This window comes from Acrocarpospora macrocephala, from assembly GCF_009687865.1.
Taxonomy (GTDB): Bacteria; Actinomycetota; Actinomycetes; order Streptosporangiales; family Streptosporangiaceae; genus Acrocarpospora; species Acrocarpospora macrocephala.
The window spans coordinates 24,003-43,570 of sequence record NZ_BLAE01000058.1; the positions used below are offsets into that span (position 1 = coordinate 24,003).

17 protein-coding genes and 1 pseudogene are annotated in these 19,568 nt (G+C 68.0%); 11 read left to right on the plus strand and 7 right to left on the minus strand.

Annotated elements, in window-relative coordinates:
- Positions 1-77 precede the first annotated feature (77 nt).
- The 3 genes from Amac_RS39510 to Amac_RS39520 form a co-directional block, all read right to left on the minus strand.
- Positions 78-1,190 carry an NAD(P)H-dependent flavin oxidoreductase gene (locus tag Amac_RS39510; protein ID WP_155359548.1) on the minus strand — a complete coding sequence of 371 codons (1,113 nt, stop codon included), beginning with the start codon at positions 1,188-1,190 and terminating at the stop codon, positions 78-80.
- Positions 1,191-1,251: 61 nt separating this feature from the next.
- Positions 1,252-3,447, minus strand: coding sequence for an acyl-CoA dehydrogenase family protein (locus tag Amac_RS39515; protein WP_155359549.1), 2,196 nt, complete (start codon positions 3,445-3,447; stop codon positions 1,252-1,254).
- Between the two features lie 180 nt (positions 3,448-3,627).
- Positions 3,628-4,482 (minus strand): hypothetical protein, encoded by an 855-nt coding sequence (locus Amac_RS39520; protein WP_155359550.1) that lies wholly within the window; start codon positions 4,480-4,482, stop codon positions 3,628-3,630.
- Between the two features lie 104 nt (positions 4,483-4,586).
- Between Amac_RS39520 and Amac_RS39525 the strand changes: the two genes are divergently transcribed.
- Entirely contained in the window at positions 4,587-5,696 is a 1,110-nt protein-coding gene (locus tag Amac_RS39525; RefSeq protein WP_155359551.1) for a S1C family serine protease, read from the plus strand.
- A 54-nt stretch (positions 5,697-5,750) separates the two neighbouring features.
- Positions 5,751-6,791, plus strand: coding sequence for an adenosine deaminase (locus tag Amac_RS39530; protein WP_155359552.1), 1,041 nt, complete (start codon positions 5,751-5,753; stop codon positions 6,789-6,791).
- Between the two features lie 348 nt (positions 6,792-7,139).
- On the opposite strand, the gene Amac_RS39535 is transcribed toward Amac_RS39530, so the two are convergent.
- Positions 7,140-8,243, minus strand: a complete 1,104-nt coding sequence (locus tag Amac_RS39535) for a DNA glycosylase AlkZ-like family protein (protein ID WP_155359553.1) — start codon at positions 8,241-8,243, stop codon at positions 7,140-7,142.
- A 227-nt stretch (positions 8,244-8,470) separates the two neighbouring features.
- Between Amac_RS39535 and Amac_RS39540 the strand changes: the two genes are divergently transcribed.
- Together Amac_RS39540 and Amac_RS39545 are read left to right on the plus strand one after the other, a co-directional pair.
- A complete protein-coding gene (locus tag Amac_RS39540) occupies positions 8,471-8,896 on the plus strand; it encodes a Clp protease N-terminal domain-containing protein (protein WP_170322892.1) in 426 nt (141 codons plus the stop codon).
- A gap of 81 nt (positions 8,897-8,977) precedes the next feature.
- Entirely contained in the window at positions 8,978-9,850 is an 873-nt protein-coding gene (locus Amac_RS39545; protein WP_155359555.1) for a pentapeptide repeat-containing protein, read from the plus strand.
- Positions 9,851-9,862: 12 nt separating this feature from the next.
- On the opposite strand, the gene Amac_RS39550 is transcribed toward Amac_RS39545, so the two are convergent.
- Positions 9,863-10,162 (minus strand): hypothetical protein, encoded by a 300-nt coding sequence (locus Amac_RS39550; RefSeq protein WP_174900280.1) that lies wholly within the window; start codon positions 10,160-10,162, stop codon positions 9,863-9,865.
- A 317-nt stretch (positions 10,163-10,479) separates the two neighbouring features.
- Here Amac_RS39550 and Amac_RS56755 point away from each other — a divergent pair.
- The 3 genes and pseudogenes from Amac_RS56755 to Amac_RS39565 form a co-directional block, all read left to right on the plus strand.
- Positions 10,480-10,911 (plus strand): annotated as a pseudogene (locus Amac_RS56755) (response regulator transcription factor); the annotation flags it as partial.
- The gene (locus tag Amac_RS56760; protein WP_246269013.1) at positions 10,900-11,937 is read left to right on the plus strand and encodes a TetR family transcriptional regulator; all 1,038 of its coding nucleotides are present in this window, start codon (positions 10,900-10,902) and stop codon (positions 11,935-11,937) included. The pseudogene Amac_RS56755 and the gene Amac_RS56760, both read left to right, overlap by 12 nt.
- A 93-nt stretch (positions 11,938-12,030) precedes the next feature.
- Positions 12,031-13,053, plus strand: coding sequence for a medium chain dehydrogenase/reductase family protein (locus Amac_RS39565; protein ID WP_155359556.1), 1,023 nt, complete (start codon positions 12,031-12,033; stop codon positions 13,051-13,053).
- Positions 13,054-13,059: 6 nt separating this feature from the next.
- Here the strand turns inward: Amac_RS39565 and Amac_RS39570 are convergent, their stop codons facing one another.
- Entirely contained in the window at positions 13,060-14,973 is a 1,914-nt protein-coding gene (locus tag Amac_RS39570) for an amino acid transporter (protein ID WP_246269010.1), read from the minus strand.
- Between the two features lie 205 nt (positions 14,974-15,178).
- Positions 15,179-15,964, minus strand: a complete 786-nt coding sequence (locus Amac_RS39575; protein WP_155359558.1) for an AAC(3) family N-acetyltransferase — start codon at positions 15,962-15,964, stop codon at positions 15,179-15,181.
- A gap of 144 nt (positions 15,965-16,108) precedes the next feature.
- Here Amac_RS39575 and Amac_RS39580 point away from each other — a divergent pair, with 144 nt between their 5' ends.
- The 4 genes from Amac_RS39580 to Amac_RS39595 all read left to right on the plus strand — a co-directional run bounded on the left by Amac_RS39580 (position 16,109) and on the right by Amac_RS39595 (position 19,567).
- Positions 16,109-17,188: a hypothetical protein gene (locus Amac_RS39580; RefSeq protein WP_155359559.1), complete on the plus strand. Its 1,080-nt coding sequence runs from the start codon at positions 16,109-16,111 to the stop codon at positions 17,186-17,188.
- A 10-nt stretch (positions 17,189-17,198) separates the two neighbouring features.
- A complete protein-coding gene (locus Amac_RS39585; protein ID WP_155359560.1) occupies positions 17,199-17,492 on the plus strand; it encodes a hypothetical protein in 294 nt (97 codons plus the stop codon).
- A complete protein-coding gene (locus Amac_RS39590) occupies positions 17,489-17,734 on the plus strand; it encodes a hypothetical protein (RefSeq protein WP_155359561.1) in 246 nt (81 codons plus the stop codon). Before Amac_RS39585 ends, Amac_RS39590 begins: the two co-directional genes overlap by 4 nt.
- Positions 17,735-17,842: 108 nt before the next feature.
- Positions 17,843-19,567, plus strand: coding sequence for a S8 family serine peptidase (locus Amac_RS39595; RefSeq protein WP_170322893.1), 1,725 nt, complete (start codon positions 17,843-17,845; stop codon positions 19,565-19,567).
- The last annotated feature ends 1 nt before the right edge of the window (position 19,568 follow it).

Here is a 19,568-nt window from a genome sequence, read left to right on the forward strand (position 1 = left end):
AGTGCATTGTCTGCGTCATCCTGCCCTCATGATCACGGAATGTTCAGATCCACAGATACACAGCCGTGCTTATGTGACTAATCCTCTGTTATCCGACCGAGCCGGTCCATTGCCTCTACATAGCCTTCGACCATCTCGAACACGACCTGGCGGGCGGACTTGACCTGGTTCATCGTGCCGATGATCTGGCCGGCCGGGAAGGTTGCCAGTTCGGCTGCGTCGGAGCGGCCGATGCGGCGCAGAGCGTCGGAGACGAGCATGAATTGCAGGGGCATGGGGAGGGTGCCTGGGGAGTCGGTTGCCTCCCAGGCGTCGGTCCATTCGTTTTTGAGGAGGCGGGCGGGTTTGCCGGTCCAGGAGCGGGAGCGGACGGTGTCGCGGGAGGTGGCGGCGAGGATGCGTTGTCTGGCCATTTCGGGGGTGTCGGCTTCCTCGACGGTGAGCCAGATCGAGCCGGTCCAGACGCCCTCGGCGCCGAGGGCCATGCCCGCTGCCATCTGGCGGCCGTCGCCGATTCCGCCGGCGGCCAGCACCGGCACGTCCACCGCGTCGACGACCTGCGGGATCAGCACCATGGTGGAGATCTCGCCGGTGTGGCCGCCCGCCTCGGTTCCTTGGGCGACGACCACATCCACCCCGACTTCGACCTGCTTGATCGCGTGTCTAGGCGTGGACGCGAGCGCGGCCACCTTGACCCCTTTGGCATGCGCCTGCTCGACCACATCAGCCGGAGGCGGGCCGAGCGCGTTGGCCAGCAGGGCGATCGGATGCCGCAAAGCCACCTCAACCTGGGGGCGCGCGGTCGCGTCGGTCCACCCGAGTAGTGCCCGTCCGGCGTCGTCCCCGCTCAAAGCAGGTACGCCGTGCTTCTCCAGCAGGTCATCCACGAACGCCCGATGCCCGGCGGGAATCATCCCCTGCAGCCGCCCCAGCAGATCCTCAGGCGAGTCCACCCCGAGATCTGCCCCTTCGTACGACGCGGGCATGACGACATCCACCCCGTACGGCATGCCCCCCACATGTTCGTCGATCCACTTCAGCTCGGTCTCCAGTTCCTCCGGCGTGAAGTAGAGCGCCCCGAGCACCCCCATTCCCCCGGCCCGGCTGACCGCCGCGACCACGTCCCGGCAATGGCTGAAGGCGAAAATCGGAAACTCGATCCCGAACATGTCCGTGACCCGCGTTCGCATGCCCTAACCGTACGAGGCAAACAATGAAAACTGCAACGCGTTCTACTCTAGAACCTTTGCTCTACTTGCCCGGCTCCGGATCGCGGGGAAGGCCGAGCATACGTTCGGCGATGATGTTGAGCTGTACTTCCGTGGTGCCTCCGTAGATCGTCATCGCGCGAGTGGCGAGGATGGCGCGGTTCCAGTACCCGGCGTCGCCCAGCTTCCAGTCGGCGGCCGTCACGGCGGCGGAGCCGACCAGATCCACCGCGCATTCCGCGACATGCTGCGCATGCGAGGTGGACAGCCACTTGCGCACCGAGGCGTCCGCGCCAGGTTCGGTGCCCGCCAACTGCTTGAGCGTCACCCGCAGCGACAGAGCGTTGATGGAATGACCTTCGGCGACCACGTGCGCCAGAGCCTGCCGTTCCACCGGGTTCAGGTCGCGGCCGAGCCGACCGGCGAGCCCGAGCAGATCGGGCACAGAAGAACCGGTTCCACCCGCGCCGGAGGACAGGGACACGCGCTCATTGGAGAGGGTGTTCCTGGCCACCTTCCACCCCTGGTTGACCTCCCCGACCACGAGATCGTCCCCGATGAAGACATCGTCCAGGAAAACCTCGTTGAACAGGTTCTCCCCGGTCATCTCCGTCAGCGGCCGCACGCTCACCCCGGGCGCTTTCATGTCGACGAGAAAATAGGTGATGCCATCGTGCTTGGGCCCTTCATTGGACGACCGCGCGATACAGATCCCCCACTCGGCGACATGCGCCACCGACGTCCAGGTCTTCTGTCCGTTGAGCCGCCAGCCCCCTTCAACACGTTCCGCTTTCATCTGTACGGACGCGAGATCGGACCCCGCCCCCGGCTCCGAGAACAGCTGGCACCACATGATCTCCCCGCTGAGCGTCTTGGGGAGGAATCGTTCCTGCTGCTCCGCAGTGCCGTACGTGGCGATGGACGGCACCACCCACGCACCGATGATCATCACAGGCAGTTTGATGCCCGCCGCCTTGAGCTCCTGCTGGATGATGATCTGCTCCAGCGGCTTGGCGTCGCGCCCCCACGGCCGGCCCAGATGCGGCATCACGAACCCGGCGGCGGCCAGCGCACGCTTCTGCTCGACGCCCTCAAGCGCCCCGATCTCCGCGAGTTCGCCCCGAATGCGCTCCCGCAGCGGTTCGGCGTCCTCGGGCAACTCCAGCCGCATCTCCCGCGAAACACCGGACAAAGCCAGCGAAGCCACCCGCTCAGCCCATTCCGCGGAGACACCGAGCAGTGCCCGGATTGTCAGCGCCCGGCGGAAGTAGAGATGCGCGTCATGCTCGAACGTGTACCCGATACCGCCAAAAGTCTGGATCGCGTCCTTGGCGCACTGAACGGCCGCGTCCGGGGCGACCTGCCCGGCGATCGCCGCCGCGAAGGCACGCTCCTCCCCTTCGGCCCGGGTCGCGTCCCACACGGTCGCCCGCGCCTGCTCCAACGCGACCAGCATCCGGGACAACTTATGCTTGATCCCCTGGAACTGCCCGATCGGCCGCCCGAACTGCACGCGCACCTTCGCGTACTCCGCCGCCGCCCGCACGCACCACTGCGCGACCCCGGCCGCGTCCGCCCCGAGCAGCACCGCGGCCAACTCCCGCACGGCCGCCAGGTCCAGCCCGTCCAGCACCCTTTCGCCCGGTACGGCTACCGCCGCCAGCTCCACCCGAGCCACCCCGCGGGTCAGGTCGAGCGCCTTGATCGGCGTGACCGTGGCGAGCGTGGCGTCGATCACCACCCACTCCTGCCCCCGCTCCGTGACCACCGGCAACACCAGCACGTCGGCCAGCGTCCCGCCCAGCACGGGCTCGGCCGACCCGGACACGGTCAGCACGCCATCGGCCCACACACCGCTGAGCTCCCCGTCGAGGGCGACCGCGCCGGTCAGGGTGCCGTCCGCGAGGCCGGGCAGCAGCTCCGCCTGTGCTTTCCCGTCCGCAGCCAAGATCGACGCGCTGGCCAGAACGGTCGGGACGATGGGCCCGGGCACGATCCGCTCGGACAGGGCTTCGATGGCGACGGCGGCCTCCAGCAGGCCGTACCCGGAACCGCCGTGTTCCTCCGGCACGTGCAGGCCGAGCAGTCCCTGGTCGGCGAGGGCCAGCCAGAACGCGGGACGCTCCTCCGCTTCGGCGCCGACGGCGTGACGGACGACGTCAGCGGGGACGAACCGATCCGCCCAGCCGGCCACCGACTCCCGGAGTGCCTCGTGCTCCTCGCTCAGCCCGATCGCCATCTGACCCTCCACATTCATACGATGCGCAGAATCATATTCTAGAAGAAGCTTCGTGAATGGCTAGGTCTCGGCCGCGCCTGTGTCTGGACTGAGGAACGCAGGTCGCGGAGCGGCCGGAGAGACGAGGGAAGACACAGGCTCAGGAGCGGCCGAGCCCGCCGCGCCGGAGGCGCGGCCATGTCACAGCGGACGGAGGGTCCAGACGAGCATGTTCAGGTCGTGGTGGAGTTCGGGCTTGGTGCCGGGGACCGAGGCGAACAGCATCGCGGGCTTGTTTCCGCCGGTCTCCACCAGCGCGACGATCGCCTCCGACGTACGCTTCTCGCCTTCGACCTGGTAGGTCACGCGGTAGCCGAGCAGCCAGCCGTTGCCGTACCGGACGGGTTGGGAGGCGGTCCAGCGGAGTGTGCTGCCTTCTGGCTGGTAGCGCAGGGTCCAGCGGGCGGCGCGGGTGGCGACCTTGCGGTAGTCGGCCTGGTCGCGGAGGGGGCCGGGGTCGGCGCCGGGGAGCGGGCCCGAGGCGATGATGGCGTCGCCCGATTTCTGCCGGAACTGGAACGGGTCGGGCTTCACCGACCGCCAAGGCGCGCCGAACTTGGCGTAGGAGATGCCGGACTTCTCGTCGGTGATGAGCGAGGCGATCGTGGTGCCGGAGCCGGGGAACACGGTCATGCTGCGGGACGCCGGAACCCGGGGCAGCGTGATCGGGGTGGCGCTCGGCGACGGGCTGATCGTGGCGGACGCGGGCGCGGACGGGGTGGCCTGGGCGGCGCGCTGGACCTCGACCGTGCCGGGGGGCTGGTCGTCGGCGCCCAGGGCGTGCACGAACACGACCACGGCGAGGCCGATGCTGACCGCGCAGACGACATACACGATTCGCATGGGAATGTCGCCGAAGCTGCGGCGCGGGGGCGGCTGCCGCTCCGGGAACGCGAGCCGCCGCAACTCCTCCGGACTGACCTTCGGAAGTGGCGTCGTCGGCGCGTCGTAGGAACGGATGAACGGCCGCCGCGGGCTGCCCTGTTCGTCCGTCATGTCCGCAGATTACGCCAGAAGTCATGATCGTGCCCTCACGTTGTCACGCTCCATCACGACGTGGTTCCTGGCATCCCAGGACGCACCTGGATAGACAGTCCGACATGAGAATCTCACCGGTGATCACCCAGGTGACGGCCAGGTCGACGGGGCCCCTGGCGCTGGTCCTGGTGGTCGCCACGGCAGCCTGTACCGCGCCGTCGCACACCACCGGGGCGACCCCCGCGAGCCCTGCCGTCAGTGCCCCGAGTCAGAACCACAGTCAGGGCGTGCGCCCGCCCGCCGCCGCGGTGGCGATGGAATCCGCCTACGAACAGGTCATCAAGCGGGTCCTCCCGTCCATTGTCCAGATCACCACCGGAACCGGTCTCGGCTCCGGCGTGGTCTTCGACACCCACGGTCATATCGTGACAAATGCCCATGTAGTGGGCCAGGCCCGCGAGTTTCAGGTGACGCTTGCCACCGGCGGGCAGGCCAGGTCCGCGACGCTGGTCGGCACGTTCTCGGCCGGGGATCTCGCGGTGATCAAGGTCGCCGACGATCACGGGCTGGCGCCGGCCGCGTTCGGTGACTCGGCGAATCTGCGGGTCGGGCAGATGGTGCTGGCCATGGGCAACCCGCTGGGCTTCTCCGGCACGGTGACGCAGGGCATCGTGTCCGCCCTGGGCCGTACCGTATCGGGGCAGGACGACGACGGCGCGCCGGGCGCGACGATCGCGGACGCGATCCAGACCTCGGCGGCGATCAACCGGGGCAACAGCGGCGGCGCGCTGGTGGACCTGTCCGGCCGGGTGGTCGGCATCCCGACCCTGGCCGCCACCGACCCGAAGCTCGGCGCGGCCAACGGGATCGGCTTCGCCATCCCGAGCGCCACCGCGAGCGACATCGCCAACCAGCTCATCAGGCAGGGCAAGGTGGTCAACACCCACCGCGCCGCCCTCGGCGTCCGGGTCGGTACGGCAATCGGCGAAGACGGTGAACCCATCGGCGTCGCGGTCGGCGCGATCACCCCCGGCGGCGGCGCGGCGAAGGCCGGAATCAGGCCCGGTGACGTGATACTCAGCGTCAACGGCTCCCCGACTCCCACCACGACCGCGCTCGCCCAGGTGCTCGCCACCCTCAGCCCGGGCAAGCAGGTCAAGGTGGAATACCTGGGCGAGACCGGCGAGAGAACGGTGACGGTGACCCTCAGCGAGCTCCCCGGCGGAAGCTAACATCTTCATGTCAGAAATTAGCCGGTACGCCGTGCTGATTGTTACCGTCGGGCGATGACCACCGATCTCACGGAGTTCATCGCCGGACTCCCGAAAGCCGAGCTGCACGTGCATCACGTCGGCTCGGCTTCCCCCCGCATCGTCGCCGAACTGGCCGCCCGCCACGAGGGCTCCACCGTCGTCCCGGCCGACCCGGAGCAGCTCGCCGCCTTCTTCGACTTCCGCGACTTCGCGCACTTCATCGAGGTGTATACCTCGGTGGTGCATCTGGTCAGGGATCCCGAGGACCTCTGGACGCTGATCCACGGGGTGGGCGTCGACCTGGCCGCCCAGAATGTGCGCTACGCCGAGCTCACCGTCACGCCTTACATCCACCTGCTCAACGGCATCCCCGACGCGCAGTTCTGCGAGGTCATCGAGGACGCCCGACGGCGCGTCGAAGCCGATCACGGCACGGTTCTGCGCTGGTGTTTCGACATTCCCGGCGAGATCGGGGTCTCCGGGGAGCGCACCCTGCGCATCGCCCTCGACCAGCGTCCCGACGGCCTGGTCAGCTTCGGCCTGGGCGGCCCGGAAGCGGGCGTCTCCCGAGCCCAGTTCGCCCCGTTCTTCGACCAGGCCCGCGCCGCCGGACTTCACTCCGTCCCGCACGCCGGCGAGACCACCGGCCCGGACACGATCTGGGACGCCATCAACCACCTCGGCGCGGAACGCATCGGCCACGGCATCTCCAGCGCCCAGGACCCGAAACTCCTCACCTACCTCGCGGAACACGCCATCCCCCTGGAGATCTGCCCAACCTCCAACGTCTGCACGAAGGCCGTCCCCTCCCTCGCCGAACACCCACTCCCAACCATCGTCGCGGCCGGGGTCCCGGTGACGATCAACTCCGACGACCCACCCATGTTCGGCACCACCCTCAACCAGGAGTACGCCGTCGCCGCCCAACTCCTCCACCTCGACCCCAACGGCATCGCAGACCTGGCCAAAAACGCAGTCCACGCCTCCTTCCTCGACCCCCAAGGCAAATCAACCCTGCTCCACGAAATCGACACTTACACCAGTAAGTGGCTCTCCCACCCACCCTCCCTTTAGAACGCTGGCGCTGGGCCTACCGCGTCGCTGGCGCTCGGCTCCACACAGTCGCACGTCGCTGGCGCTCGGCTCCACGCAGTCGCACGTCGCTCGGCTCCACGCAGTCACGCGTCGCTGGCGCTCGGCCCCACCAACGACAGCGCTGGTGCTCGGACCCATCAGCCACGCGTCGCTGCTCACGGCTCCAACCGACCACACGTCGCTGGCGCTCGGCGCTTCCCAGCCGCGCGTGCACCAGTCACACGAAAGATCCCTAAGTAGTTCGAGCGGGTGACGGAGCGGGGACTACGTGGCCGAGTTGAATGCCTGGCGCTTCGCTGGGGCTGGCCGGACAGGTGTGGTGCGCGCTCAGCGGGGCGGCGTGAGGTCGAGTTCGAGCCAGTGAGACAGATCCTTGATCTCGCGATCGATTGCAGCGGTCATGGTCTTGGTGAAGGGGATGTCCTGGTGGATCGCGTCGATCCGCAGTACTCCGGCCTTTCGGTCGGCGGTGGCGTCGAGTTTGCCCACCAGTTGGTCGGCGTACAGGATCGGTAGGGCGAAGTAGCCCCAGCGGCGCTTGGCAGCGGGCTTGTACATCTCCAGTTGGTAGTCGAAGCCGAAGAGTTCAAGGGTGCGCTTGCGGTCGTGGATGAGCCGGTCGAAAGGTGACAACAATGCCGCGCGCCCGGAGAACGGCTGGCTCAGCAGGGTTGGGTCGACTCGCCATGTGCCCTTGACCCCCGCGACCACGGCGGGCTCGCCGGCCTCGCTCACGTCCATGGGTTCAACCGGACATTCCGGCCCTCGGGCGCGGGCGATGCCCAGCGCGCGCAGCCGCCGTTGGTCGCGAATGCGGACCGCCTCCTCGGCGGGGACTACCGGCTCATCGGGGTAGACCCGCGTCGCCAGGTCCCACAGCCGGTCGCGACCGCTGCGTCCGGCGATGGCGACCTCGCCTCGCAGCACCATGAACTCCAGCAGCTGCGTGACGTTGCGGTTGTTGGTCCACCCGGTCGATTTCCACGGCACCTTGCACGTGTCCGGAAGATCGCGCGACGGCAGCGGCCCCGAGGAACCGAGCCGATCGAGAATGTCCAGACGGCACGCGTCGTTGGCGCGCACCCAGTCGCGACGGAACTCCTGCCAAGGAAGCAGTTGTCCGGGTCCGAGCCACTCGGCCATCTCGGCGCGATACAGGGCGAGATCCTCACTGGGCCGGATCATCGCTCGTAGCTCCAGCAACGTCCGGTTCTCCAGCGCCGCGCTTAAGTCAGCCGGTGCGTACGACGACCCGAGGCGACTCCACGCCACAAGGTCCGCACTCGGCGCGATGGCGGCGATCGGGTCGATCTGCAACAGCGTCAGACGGCGCACCACATCAAGCAGCTCAACCGGCCGCGAACTGTCCAAGAGCTGCGCGCGCACAGCAATGCGACGCGCGTCGACAGGAGAAAGCTCGTGAACGACCACGACACGAGGCTAGGGGAGCAATCCAGCCGGTATCCACCCACCTGAGGACAATCTCCTCCGGAATTCGGCGCGCAACGTCACCAGATCGGCCGCCAACGTCCGCGCCGCGAAGAGCTCCTGCAGCGGATATGGTTACGCCCCCGCATGATGGACACTGGCCGACGACGAGGGCAACGAGGCTGACGTGGCCACCTGAATGGGCCGCGACTGAGGGCAACGGAGGCGCCATGCTGAGGAAGCTGAGGAAGCTGAGGAAAACGACTCTTCATCAACCCCTGGAGCGCCTTCTGACGACTCGTGCTCGGCGGGCGCTGTACCTGGCCGAGCAGGAGGCAAGGGCTCTAGGCCATGACCGTGTTACCGCCGATCACCTGCTGATGGGCCTTACCCGCCTGGATGAGGGCGTGGCCGTAATGACACTCAACAGCCTTGGCGTCGACCTCGGCAGCACGCGCACCCGAGCGATAAACGCAGACCTCGTCCACCTCACGGAGCTGGCCCGCCGTGAGGCGGCCGGGCTCGGACACCGGTATGTCGGCACCGAGCATCTCCTGCTCGGCCTCCTACATATGGATGGAACAGAGGCTCTGGGTGTCGGCCTGCAACAGGTCCGCGATCAGGTCATCAAGGTCCTCCACGGCGACGTCCTCTGAACTTGCTCCAGGTGAGAAGCCGCCTTCTCACTTCCTACGCGTGAGGAGGAACGTCTGTGCGTCACGCAGCGATGATCGGTCATGCGTCTTCCTGTGCTCGTCACCGTGACAGTCATAGCGATCATCGCGGTGTTCCTCGGATCTCTTGCATTCCTGCCAACCTGGCTTGTCCAGCACTCCCTCGGTGATCACACCGCGTCGGCGCTCGCCGCGGCCGATCGGCTCCGGGCGGAGAACGATGTGCGCTCGACCCTGCTCCAGGGGCTCGGCGGCCTTCTGGCCCTCGGGGGCATCGCGCTCGGCGCGGTGGTGACGATGCGGCAGGTCAGCACCAGCAGGGAGGGTCAGTTCATCGACTTGTTCACCAAGGCCATCGAGCACTTGGCCAGCGAAAAGACCAGCGTCCGGCATGGCGGGGTATATGCGATGGAGCAGATCGCCGAGACCGCGCCGCACTACCGCGGACACGTCGCGGCGCTCCTGGCCTCCTTCATCCGGCAGCAGGCGCCATGGCCGCCATCCGAGCCCGCGCATACCGACGCTGAGCGGGCCTCTCGCCATGGCGAGCTTCGTGACGATGTGGCCGGGGCGATCGCGGTCTTGGCCCGTCGCACCATGGTGGAGCCCGGATACAGCATCGCATTGGAGCAGGTAGACCTACGCGGCGCGGACCTGACCGGCTTCGACCTGAGCCGATTCTGCTTCGTCGGCGCCAATCTCGACAACGCACTACTCGCCGGATGCGACTTGACCCATACGACGTTCTCCAACGCCAGTCTGAGGGGAGCCGACCTGACCGGGGCCCGGCTCACCGAAGCCGACCTGCGCGGCGCGGACCTGACCGGCGCCGACCTCGCCGACGTCGTCGACCTGGAAACCGCCATGACCGATGGCACCACCAAGGGCTTACCTGTCACCGAGAGCGATCCGCCCCCGGCGGCGCGGGCCAAGTAGTCGTGCTCGTAATCAAAGGTTGCCGCCCCCCGAGTTAACGGTCACCATGACACGCTCATCGTCCGGAACCCCGGATGGGCTCGTCCGGGTTTGGCGCAGGCGCGCGGCCAGGCTCGGGACGGCCAGCGCGGCGGCGAGGCAGGCCATCGGGATCGCGGGCAGCACGTAGCGGTGGTCGAAGTCCAGTGCGGCGACGGGTGCGACCAGCAGGAACGCGGCCGTCGTCCACGGCAGCAGCGCCGCCCGCCGCCGCCCGATCGAGCCGAGGCCGCCCAGCAGCAGCATGACGCCGAGTAGCGGGCCGTGCAGCACGGCGGACGGCGGTGTCCAGGTAGGTGAAGGAGTCGTACCAGTAGAGCTGGGCGGTGTCGTACCCCAGCATGACGAGGCAGCGAAGCGCGGCCGCGAGGACGAGCACGATGGCGAAGATCCCGTGGGTGAAGGGCGGTCTGCCCTGGTCCACGGTGGAGACAAGCATGGTGGAGCCCCCGATCAGGGCGCCGGGCGGGTCCCGTCGCCGTGAGGGGCAGTCCAGCGATCGCTGGATAACCTTGGCGTGACCGAATCCGGTTATGTCCGCGTTATGCCGCCTCTGGCAGGCTGGCGCGATCCAAGATCAGGGGGCTGTCGTGCGGGTGCTGGTCGCCGAGGACGAGCGCATGCTCGCCGACTCCATCGGTGAGGGCTTACGTGGCGAGGCACTCGCCGTCGACATCGCCTACGACGGCGAGTCGGCGCTGGAGCGGCTGCGCGTGCACGACTACGACGTGCTCATCCTGGACCGCGATCTGCCGGGCATGCACGGGGACGACGTGTGCCGGGCCCTGGTCGCCGACGGCACCCTGGTGCGCGTCATCATGCTCACCGCGTCAGGCGACGTACGCTCCCGGGTAGCGGGCCTGTCCCTCGGCGCCGACGACTACCTGCCGAAGCCTTTCGCCTTCGAGGAGCTGGTCGCCCGCGTCCACGCCCTGGGCCGCAGGGTACGGCCCGCCGATCCGCCCATGCTGGAGCGAGCCGGCATCCGCCTGGACTGGGCGCACCGGCAGGTGTTCCGGGACCGCTCGTACGACGGCCAGCGGCGCTTCATCGCCAACGCCTCGCACGAGCTGCGCACCCCGCTCACCATCAACCGCACCCTCGTGGACGTGGCGGTCCGCCGGCCGGACGCGACCGAGGACGTCAGGCGCCTCGGCGAGTCGCTGCTGGTGGTCAACGCCAGGCACGAGCGCCTGATCGACGCGCTGCTCGCCTTGTCGGAAGGCGAGCGCACCATCCTTGACCGGCGTCCCTTCGACCTGGCCGACGTGGTCGAGCACGTGCTGGACCAGGCCGCCAAGGAGGCCGGCGACAGCGAGGTCACCGTCCACCGGCTCCTGGATCCCGCGCCGACCGCCGGTGAGGCGGTGCTGATCGAGCGGCTCGCGCAGAACCTCGTGGAGAACGGCATCCGGCACAACCACCCCGGCGGCGAGATATGGGTGACCACCCGTAGCTTGACGGTTCGGGATTGTGAGTGTCTAATCAGTCACATGACACCTGGTGCGCCCCGATCCACCGCCGAGGACCAGCGCGCGAAGATCGTGTCCCGTGCCGTGGCGGCGTTCGCTCATGCCGGTTACCACGCCACTCCCGTCTCCGAGGTCGCCGAGGCGGCGGAGGTGTCGCCCGCCTACGTGTTCCGCCTGTTCCCCGGCAAGCTTGGACTTTTCGTCGCGACGGTCGATCACTGCTATGAGCAGGTCGCCGCCACGCTCGTCAAGGGCGGCGAGGCCGCGGGGTTCTCCGCCCCCGACGATGTGCTGGCCGCGATGTCAGCCGCATACGTGGAGTTGATTCGCGATCGAAATCTGATCATGTTGCAGGTGCACGCCCAGAGCGCCTGCGACGTCCCGGAGATCCGGGACGCCGTTCGCCGCGGCGTCGCGAAAATCGTCAACGCCGTCTCGCGGGTGTCCGGTGCGGACCCGACCGCGGTGCAACGCTTCCTCGCGTACGGCCAGCTCTGCCACCTCATCGTCCAAGCCGACCTCGGTGCCGTCGACGAGAGCTGGGCGCGCACGGTAAGCGCCGGAATCAGCCACTGACGCCCCCTGACTAACGCGCCGTCGGCTCGCGACGGCGATATTTTTGCCATCAAAGTGACTGATCAGTCAGTAACTTCCAGAACGGAGAGTGCGATGAACACCAAGAGGGTCGTTCTACCCGGTCTCGTCGAACCCGAGGGCTTAGTGATCGAAAGCGGTCCGCTGGACGCCCCCGGGCCGGGTCAACTCGTCGTCGCCGTCGAGGCGACCGGCATCTCGTACGCCGAGCAGGCGATGCGCCGGGGCCGTTACTTCGGGCAACCGAAGTTCCCCTTCGTCCCGGGATACGACCTGGTCGGCACCGTCCTTCAGGTCGGCCCTCAGGGGGACGCCGCACTCGTCGGCAAGAGGGTCGCGACGTTGACGAAGACCGGCGGCTGGGCCAGCCATGCGGTGGTCGAGGCGCGCGACAGCGTCATCGTGCCGGACGGCATCGATCCGGCCGACGCGGAGACCGTCGTGGTCAACGGCGTGACCGCATGGCAGATGCTGCACCGGGCCGCGCGCGTCAAGCCCGGTCAGACCATCCTCGTGCACGGTGCCAACGGCGGCGTGGGCGGAATCCTCATCCAGCTGGCACACCACGCCGGACTCCGCGTCATCGGGGCAGCGTCCCCTCGACACCACGACGCGCTCAGAGCGGCCGGCGTCGACCCCGTCGACTACAACGATCCGGAACTCGCCGACCGTGTCAGGGAGCTGTCCCCCCGGGGCGTGGACGCGGTGTTCGACAACATCGGCGGGCCGATGATGCGCGTCTCCTACGGGTTGCTGGCACCGCGCGGGGCTCTTGTCTGTTACGCCATCATCGCCGGGGTCAGCGACACCGGCGGCTTGGTGCTGCCGTTCGTGAAAGCCCTCAGCCGGGTGCTGCTGTGGAACGCGCTGCCGAACGGGCACCGGGCGACGTTCTACAACATCTGGTCAGGGCGCAAGAGCCGGCCGGTCCGGTTTCGCGAGCACCTCGAGGAAGACCTCGGACACGTGTTCGCGCTGCTCGCCGAGGGCAGCCTGAAGGCCAACATCGCCGCGCGCTTCCCCCTCGACGAGGTGGCCGCGGCGCTGACCCTCGCCGAATCCCGCACGGTCAACGGCAAAGTGATCCTGCTGCCATGAAGGGTGTCAGCCGACATGCACGAGGGGGCGGCGGGCCGCGTCGGGTTCGGCCTGGCGGAGGACCTCGCGGGTGAGTGGGGGAATGTCGCCGCCGCCGAAAACGAGGTAGCGGAGGAGCGCGCCGATCGGGTTGCCCTCGGCGGCCCAGTGGAAGTAGACGTGCGGGATCATGCCGGTCTCGTCGCGCAGATGCAGGAGCAGGGCGGCGATGGAGTTGGCGACCGTGGGGCTTTCCATGCGCAGGATGCGGAACCCGTGGCGTTCCTCGCCTGTGACGTGCAACTCACCCGCGAACTCGGAGGCGTCCGGGACGGTCACTTCCAGGAAGAGCAGGCTTTCTGCGCTGCGCAGGCGGTGTAATTCCCAGGCCTCGCGCGCCTTGTCGACATATTCCTTCTGGTCGCGCGCGTGGGGTTCGTTGGCTATCAGGCGGATCTCGCCGCCGTGCTGGACGAACCGCAGGGCCTGGTCGTCGAGCGTGATGCGGGTGACCCTCAGCTCGGTGGAGCGAGTGGCGCGGGAGATCAGCGAGGTGACCACGATGGCCAGGACGAACAGCAGGGCGATGACCAGGCCGTCGGGGCGTTCGATGATGTTGGCGACAGTGGCGTACCCGAGAATCAACGACACCGTCCCGAAGAAACCGGCGGCTCGGGTGCGACGGCTGATCCAGGCGGAGAGGGTGACCGCGACCGCCGCTGAAAGAATCAGCGCGAGAACTCCCGTGGCGTACGCGCCGCCCTGAGACTCCACGTCAGCGCCGAAGACGATGGTGATGAGAAAGGAGACCCCGGTGAAGACGAGGACCATCGGGCGGGCCGCGCGGGTCCAATCCGGGGCCATGCCATATCGGGGCAGGTAGCGCGGCACGATGTTGAGCAGCCCCGCCAGCGCCGACGCGCCCGCGAACCACAGAATGGCGATCGTGCTCACGTCGTAGGCGGTGCCGAACCAGTCGCCCAGATGCTCGTGCGCCAGATAAGCCAGCGCGCGCCCGTTGGCGGACCCGCCTTCGGCGAATTCCCCGGCGGGAATGAGCACGGTCGTGACGAAACTCGACGCGATCAGGAAGACGCTCATAATGAGCGCGGCGGTCGTCAAGAGCTTACGAGCGCCCTTGATCCGTTCCGCCAGATCACCCTTGACCAGCGACATCACCGCGACACCCGTCTCGAACCCGGACAGGCCGAGGGCGAGTTTGGGCATGACATACAGCGAGACCGCGATCATCGCGATCGGACTGGAGTAATCGCTCGCCAGCAGATCCTGCCAGTCGCCGACCTTGACCGGCTCAGCCAGCACATGCTGTACGCCGGTCACCAGCACCACCACATTCAGCAGCAGATAAACCGCGACCAGCACCACCGCGATCGAGATCGCCTCGCTGAACCCCGCCAGGAACACCCCGCCCAGCGCGGCGACCAGCACGAGCGTGACCGGGACCTGCCACCCCTCCAGGAACGCCGGAACAAAGGGATTGTGCAGGATGTGCGCGGTGGCGTCGGCCGCCGACAAGGTGATGGTCACGATGAAAGCGGTGGCCACGAACCCGAGCAGGAACAGCACCAGCAGCTTGCCGCTCCACCCCGGCATCAGCCGCTCCAGCATGGCCAGCGACCCGAGCCCATGCGGGCTCTCCCCCGCCACCGCCCGATAGGTCGGCAACGCCCCGAACAGCGTCAACGCCACGAGCAGCAACGTGGCCACCGGACTGAGCGCCCCCGCGGCCAGAGCCGCGATCCCCGGCTGATACCCCAACGTGGAGAAGTAGTCCACGCCTGTCAGGCACATCACCTGCCACCAGGAATGCTGATGCTCAGGCGCCTCCTCATGGTACGGAGAGTCGCCCCCGCCCTCACTCCGCTTCAGCCCTTTGAGCAGCCACTCCCGCACCCGCTCCGGCGCCGATGCACCACCCACAACGTCACCCCACCGAAGCCGGTTCTTCCGGCTGCTCATGCTGCCCCAAGATCCGCCGAACCACCAACGGCCGTTGGCTGACAAATCGGGTGGGACTGGCAGGTGCCGGGCTCCTGGAGTTGGAGCTGCAGCCTGGCGGCGGCGCCAGCGCGATGGCGACCTCGATCCTGTCCTGAGCACTTGCCTGACAGCAAAGAGTCGAGGGTTATCGGTTCTTAGCGATCCATGTGGTGGCGAAGTCCACGAGTGGGCGCTGGGGCATCAGGCGGGCGGTGGCATTGCCGACGTGTCCGATCGATACGGGAGACGATTCTTCGAAGGCTGCGCCGAGTTGTTCGAAGTCGCTTTCGTCTTCGAGGACGTCGGTCCAGGTGACCCAACGACTGGTTCCGTCGGGTTGGCGGATGGAGGCGCCATGCGGGCCGCGCGGCGGTGAGTCCTGGCGCCATTCGCCCAGATGTAGGGACGTGTTGGAGTCGTGGCCGACACCCAGGAGCAGGACTTTTCCGTCGAGCCGGTAGATGGCCCCGAGTGGGGATTTGTCGCCCAGCGCGTCGTCCAGTTGGTGCTCAGCGGTGATCACGTCGGCGTTCTTCCCAAGGGCCGCGAACGACAGCCAAGGATGGGCGCTGCGTTTGGCTCCTGGCCAGGTTCTCACCGTCTCCGGAATGATTCCCATCCACTGGCTCGGCGTACGGGACGGGTCGTAGCCCGGCGATTCCTCCCGAATGACCGGCCACCAGTCCGCGGGCACCGGCGGATTGCGCCAACCGGACGGATCGCTGTTGTCGCCGGTCTGGGTCGGCACCACGAGTGTCCCCTCGGGACCCAGGGCGTCGAGCAATGCCTGGACGACCGCCTGCACACCGCCGACCACATACCCAAGGCTCTTCAACGACGAGTGCACGATCACCACGTCTCCAGGCTCAACCCCGAGCCCACGAAGATCCGAACTCAACGACCGCACAGTATGCGGTGCCAATTGATCCATCGACGCCCGCCACCTCGGTGATCAATCCCATTACACCCGGAATCTTAGGCTAATCATTGCTTTGGTGACAATTAGTCCACCTTCGATAGCGGTATGTAACTATTCGGAGTCGTGCCGCGACGGAGCCTTCCAGGGAGAGACGCAATGACGTTCACCACGCCGCAGATGAACGCGCAGATGGCGCAAGGACAGATGCCACCGCAATACGGCCAGGCCCAGTACGGCCAGCCTCTCCAGCAGGGCGTGTCTCCGATGGGAATCGGCGGCGGCATGGCCGGCGCCTTCGCCGGTCACGAGATCGGCAAGGCGGTCGGCGGCGACGAAGGCGGGGCGATCGGAACCGTCCTCGGCACCATCCTCGGCGCCATTCTCCCGTTGCAAGCGCAGCAGCAGATGCCACAACAGCAGCAGCGCTACCCGTGGGACCAGATGATGCCGCCCGCCATGACCGGCTACTACGGCAACCCGCTGCAGACATTCCAAACACAGCAGCAGCCCATGCCGATGGGCGGAATCCTCGGGCCGACACTGGGCGGCCCGTTCTCCGGGATCGACCCCGAACTGCTCCGCAAATGGCAAGCCTTCCTGACCCAGATGGGCATCCCCGCGCAGCAAGGCCAGCAGGGCGTGGCACCGATGGGCTTCGTCGGCAGCCAGCTCGGCCGCGCCGCCGGTCGCGAGGTCGGCCAGGCGTTCGGCGGCAGCTCGGGCGCATCCATCGGAGCGGCGCTCGGCGACCTCCTGGGCAAGCTGATCCCCCTCGGCATGCAAACCCCAAGCCCCCAGGACATCGCCGCCGCGTACTTCGCTCAACGGGGCATCCCCTTCGACCCGGTCCAGCCGATGCAGTACGGCCAGCAGAGCGTTTCCCCCGCGAGCTTCGGCGCGATGTTCCCCACGATGCCCCCCAATGTCCAGGAGATCCTCGCGAAGATCGCGCAGACAACGGGGCAGCCGATGCTGTCCACCTTCCAAGCTGGGCAGGGCGGGCAAATCTCTCCGATGGAGCACATGGTCAGTCCAATGAGCTTCTGGAGCAAGGTGGCCCAGCACGGCATGCAGTACGGCCTTCCCATGGTCCGCCAGATCCTCGCCAACATCCCGGACCAACCGATGCCGATGCCGCAGCCCATGCCACAGCCGATGCCGATGCCGATGCCCATGCCGCAGCCGATGCAGCCCATGCCCATGCAGCCTGGTCAGGCGCCCGGCGGGATCAGGTAGGAGCGACGACATGGGACCGACAGTCGGCCAGGGACAGTGGCCGGACATGAGAACCGCCGTACCAGGCATGGGCGCGCCGCCGGCGGGACCGGCGCAGATGCAGTGCGCGGCGGCACTGCAACGGCTGTACGGATGGCTGCAAGCGGTCCTCCCGCAAGCGCCCCAGTACACCGGCGCCGTACCCCTGGCAGTCGAGGCCGTGCGCCTGTACCGGAACGGCCACTTCGACGCGTGCCTGGCACAGATCCAGCAGGTGGCCGACTTCATCGGCAGAGGCGGCCAGCCCTACCTGCCGACACAGTGACCGGGCCATACGACCCCGGCCGGGTGCCGTACATGATCGGCGGTCCGGACCCGTCGTTGCTCGCGGAGCTGGCGGGGCAGCTCCGCGACGATCCCGAGGTGACGATCCGGCGGATCGTGGGCCCACCGGACCGGCCGAGCCTCCTCGCCGTGGACATGCCCCCCGCCCGCGCCGGCGCCCTCCAGGCGCAATACGGGACGCGCCTGACGATCGAGCCGGACGCCCCCATCGAGCTGTTCTGACCCACCGACAGGAATCGAGACGCCATGAGCGGCAACGGTAATGCCAGGAACGCGGACAAGCCGCCACGACCCCGTCCGACCTCCCGTGCCAGGGCGAAGCAGGAGCCGGTGCAACAGCGGGCTCGGCGTTATATGGCGGCGGTGCTGCCCCAGCCGTACCTGCAGGCGAAAGGCATCACGGCCCCGGATCTGGACGCCGCGGCCCTGCACGATCTGCTGGAACGTGACCCCAAGGTGGAGGTACGCAGGCGGGTGGAGGCACCGGAGCGGATGGGCACGCTGGCCGTGGGCGGCGTGTCGCTGGGCGGTGTGACGGTCGCCGACATGACCCAGGAGCACGCGGCGGCGCTGAGCCGGCAGCTGCCCCAGGTGCACATCGAGCGCGACCGCCTGCTCACCTACACCGCCGTGTCCCAGACGCCGCGCCGGGAGGCCCGCCACCAGCTGGTCCTGCCGGTCGGCGTGGACGCGAGTTTCACCTTCCTGGTCATGGACACCGACGGCAAGCCCATTCCCGACGCCTCCATCCTGGTCAACGGCTACCTGTGGCCCGCCCAGGTGGTCACGGGACCGGATGGCCGGGGCACGGTCACGATGACCGGGGAGACGCCCGAGTCCATCGCCAGCGTGCAGGTGAAACCGGCGGGCGGGCACTGGAGCCAGCTGGCCGTCCGGCCCGCCCTGAAGAAGAACGGCGACAATCTCATCGTCCTGAAGAAACTCTCGGACACCCTGCCCGACTTCCCCGACAAGCAGGTGTTCGGCTGGGGCCAGCAGGCCATGCAGCTGCACCGGCTGCCCCCGAACTTCCGCGGGGCGGGCGCCAAGATCGCCATCGTCGACTCGGGCGCCGACGTCGATCACCCGGACCTGGCCGGCCGGGTGAACGCCGGAGTCGACCTGTCCGATCGCAAGCAAACCGGGTGGAAGGTCGACACCGTCCATCACGGCTCCCACTGCGCCGGGATCGTCACCGGCGCCGACACGGGCCGGGGCATCGTCGGCTTCGCCGTCGAGGCGGAGGTGCACGCCTGCAAGATCTTCCCCGGCGGCCGGCTCAGCGATCTCATCGAGGCGCTGGACTACTGCATCGACAAGGAGATCGATGTCATCAACCTGAGCCTGGGCACCAAGGAGTTCTCCCCGCTCGTCGCGGCCAAGCTCGAAGAAGCCCGCAACGCGGGCGTCGCGTGCATCGTCGCGGCCGGAAACGACGGCGGGCCGGTCAACTTTCCCGGCAACATGCCCACGGTGCTCGCGGTGGCGGCGATCGGCAGGACCGACACGTTTCCTTCCGACAGCGCGCACGCCGACGTGATCCGCCCACCGCAAACCGCCGAGGGATACTTCTCCCCCGCGTTCACCTGTTTCGGGCCCGAGATCGACCTGTGCGCCCCAGGCGTGGCGATCCTGTCGGCGATCCCCCCGGACGAGTACGCGGCCTGGGACGGCACCTCCATGGCCGCTCCGCACGTCACCGGCCTGGCCGCGCTGATCGTGGCCCATCACGGCGACTTCCAGGGCCAGTACAGAACCAGGGACGCCCGGCGGGTCGAGCGCCTGTTCGACATCCTCAAATCCAGCTGTACGCCCCTGAACCTCGGCGACCCGTACCGAACAGGAGCGGGGCTGCCCGACGCGATGCGCGCGCTCGCGCCCGCGCTCAACGGTGTCGCGGCGCAGTCGCCACTGGACCAGCTCACCCAGGAGATGCTGGCCGCCGGTCTGCTCACCACCTTCACGCAGGACACCACCGCCGTGGCCGCGCTGGCCCGGCTCTACGCGGAGATGGTCGCGGCAGGCCTCATCGGCGCCGGCATGCCCGTCCGGTGAG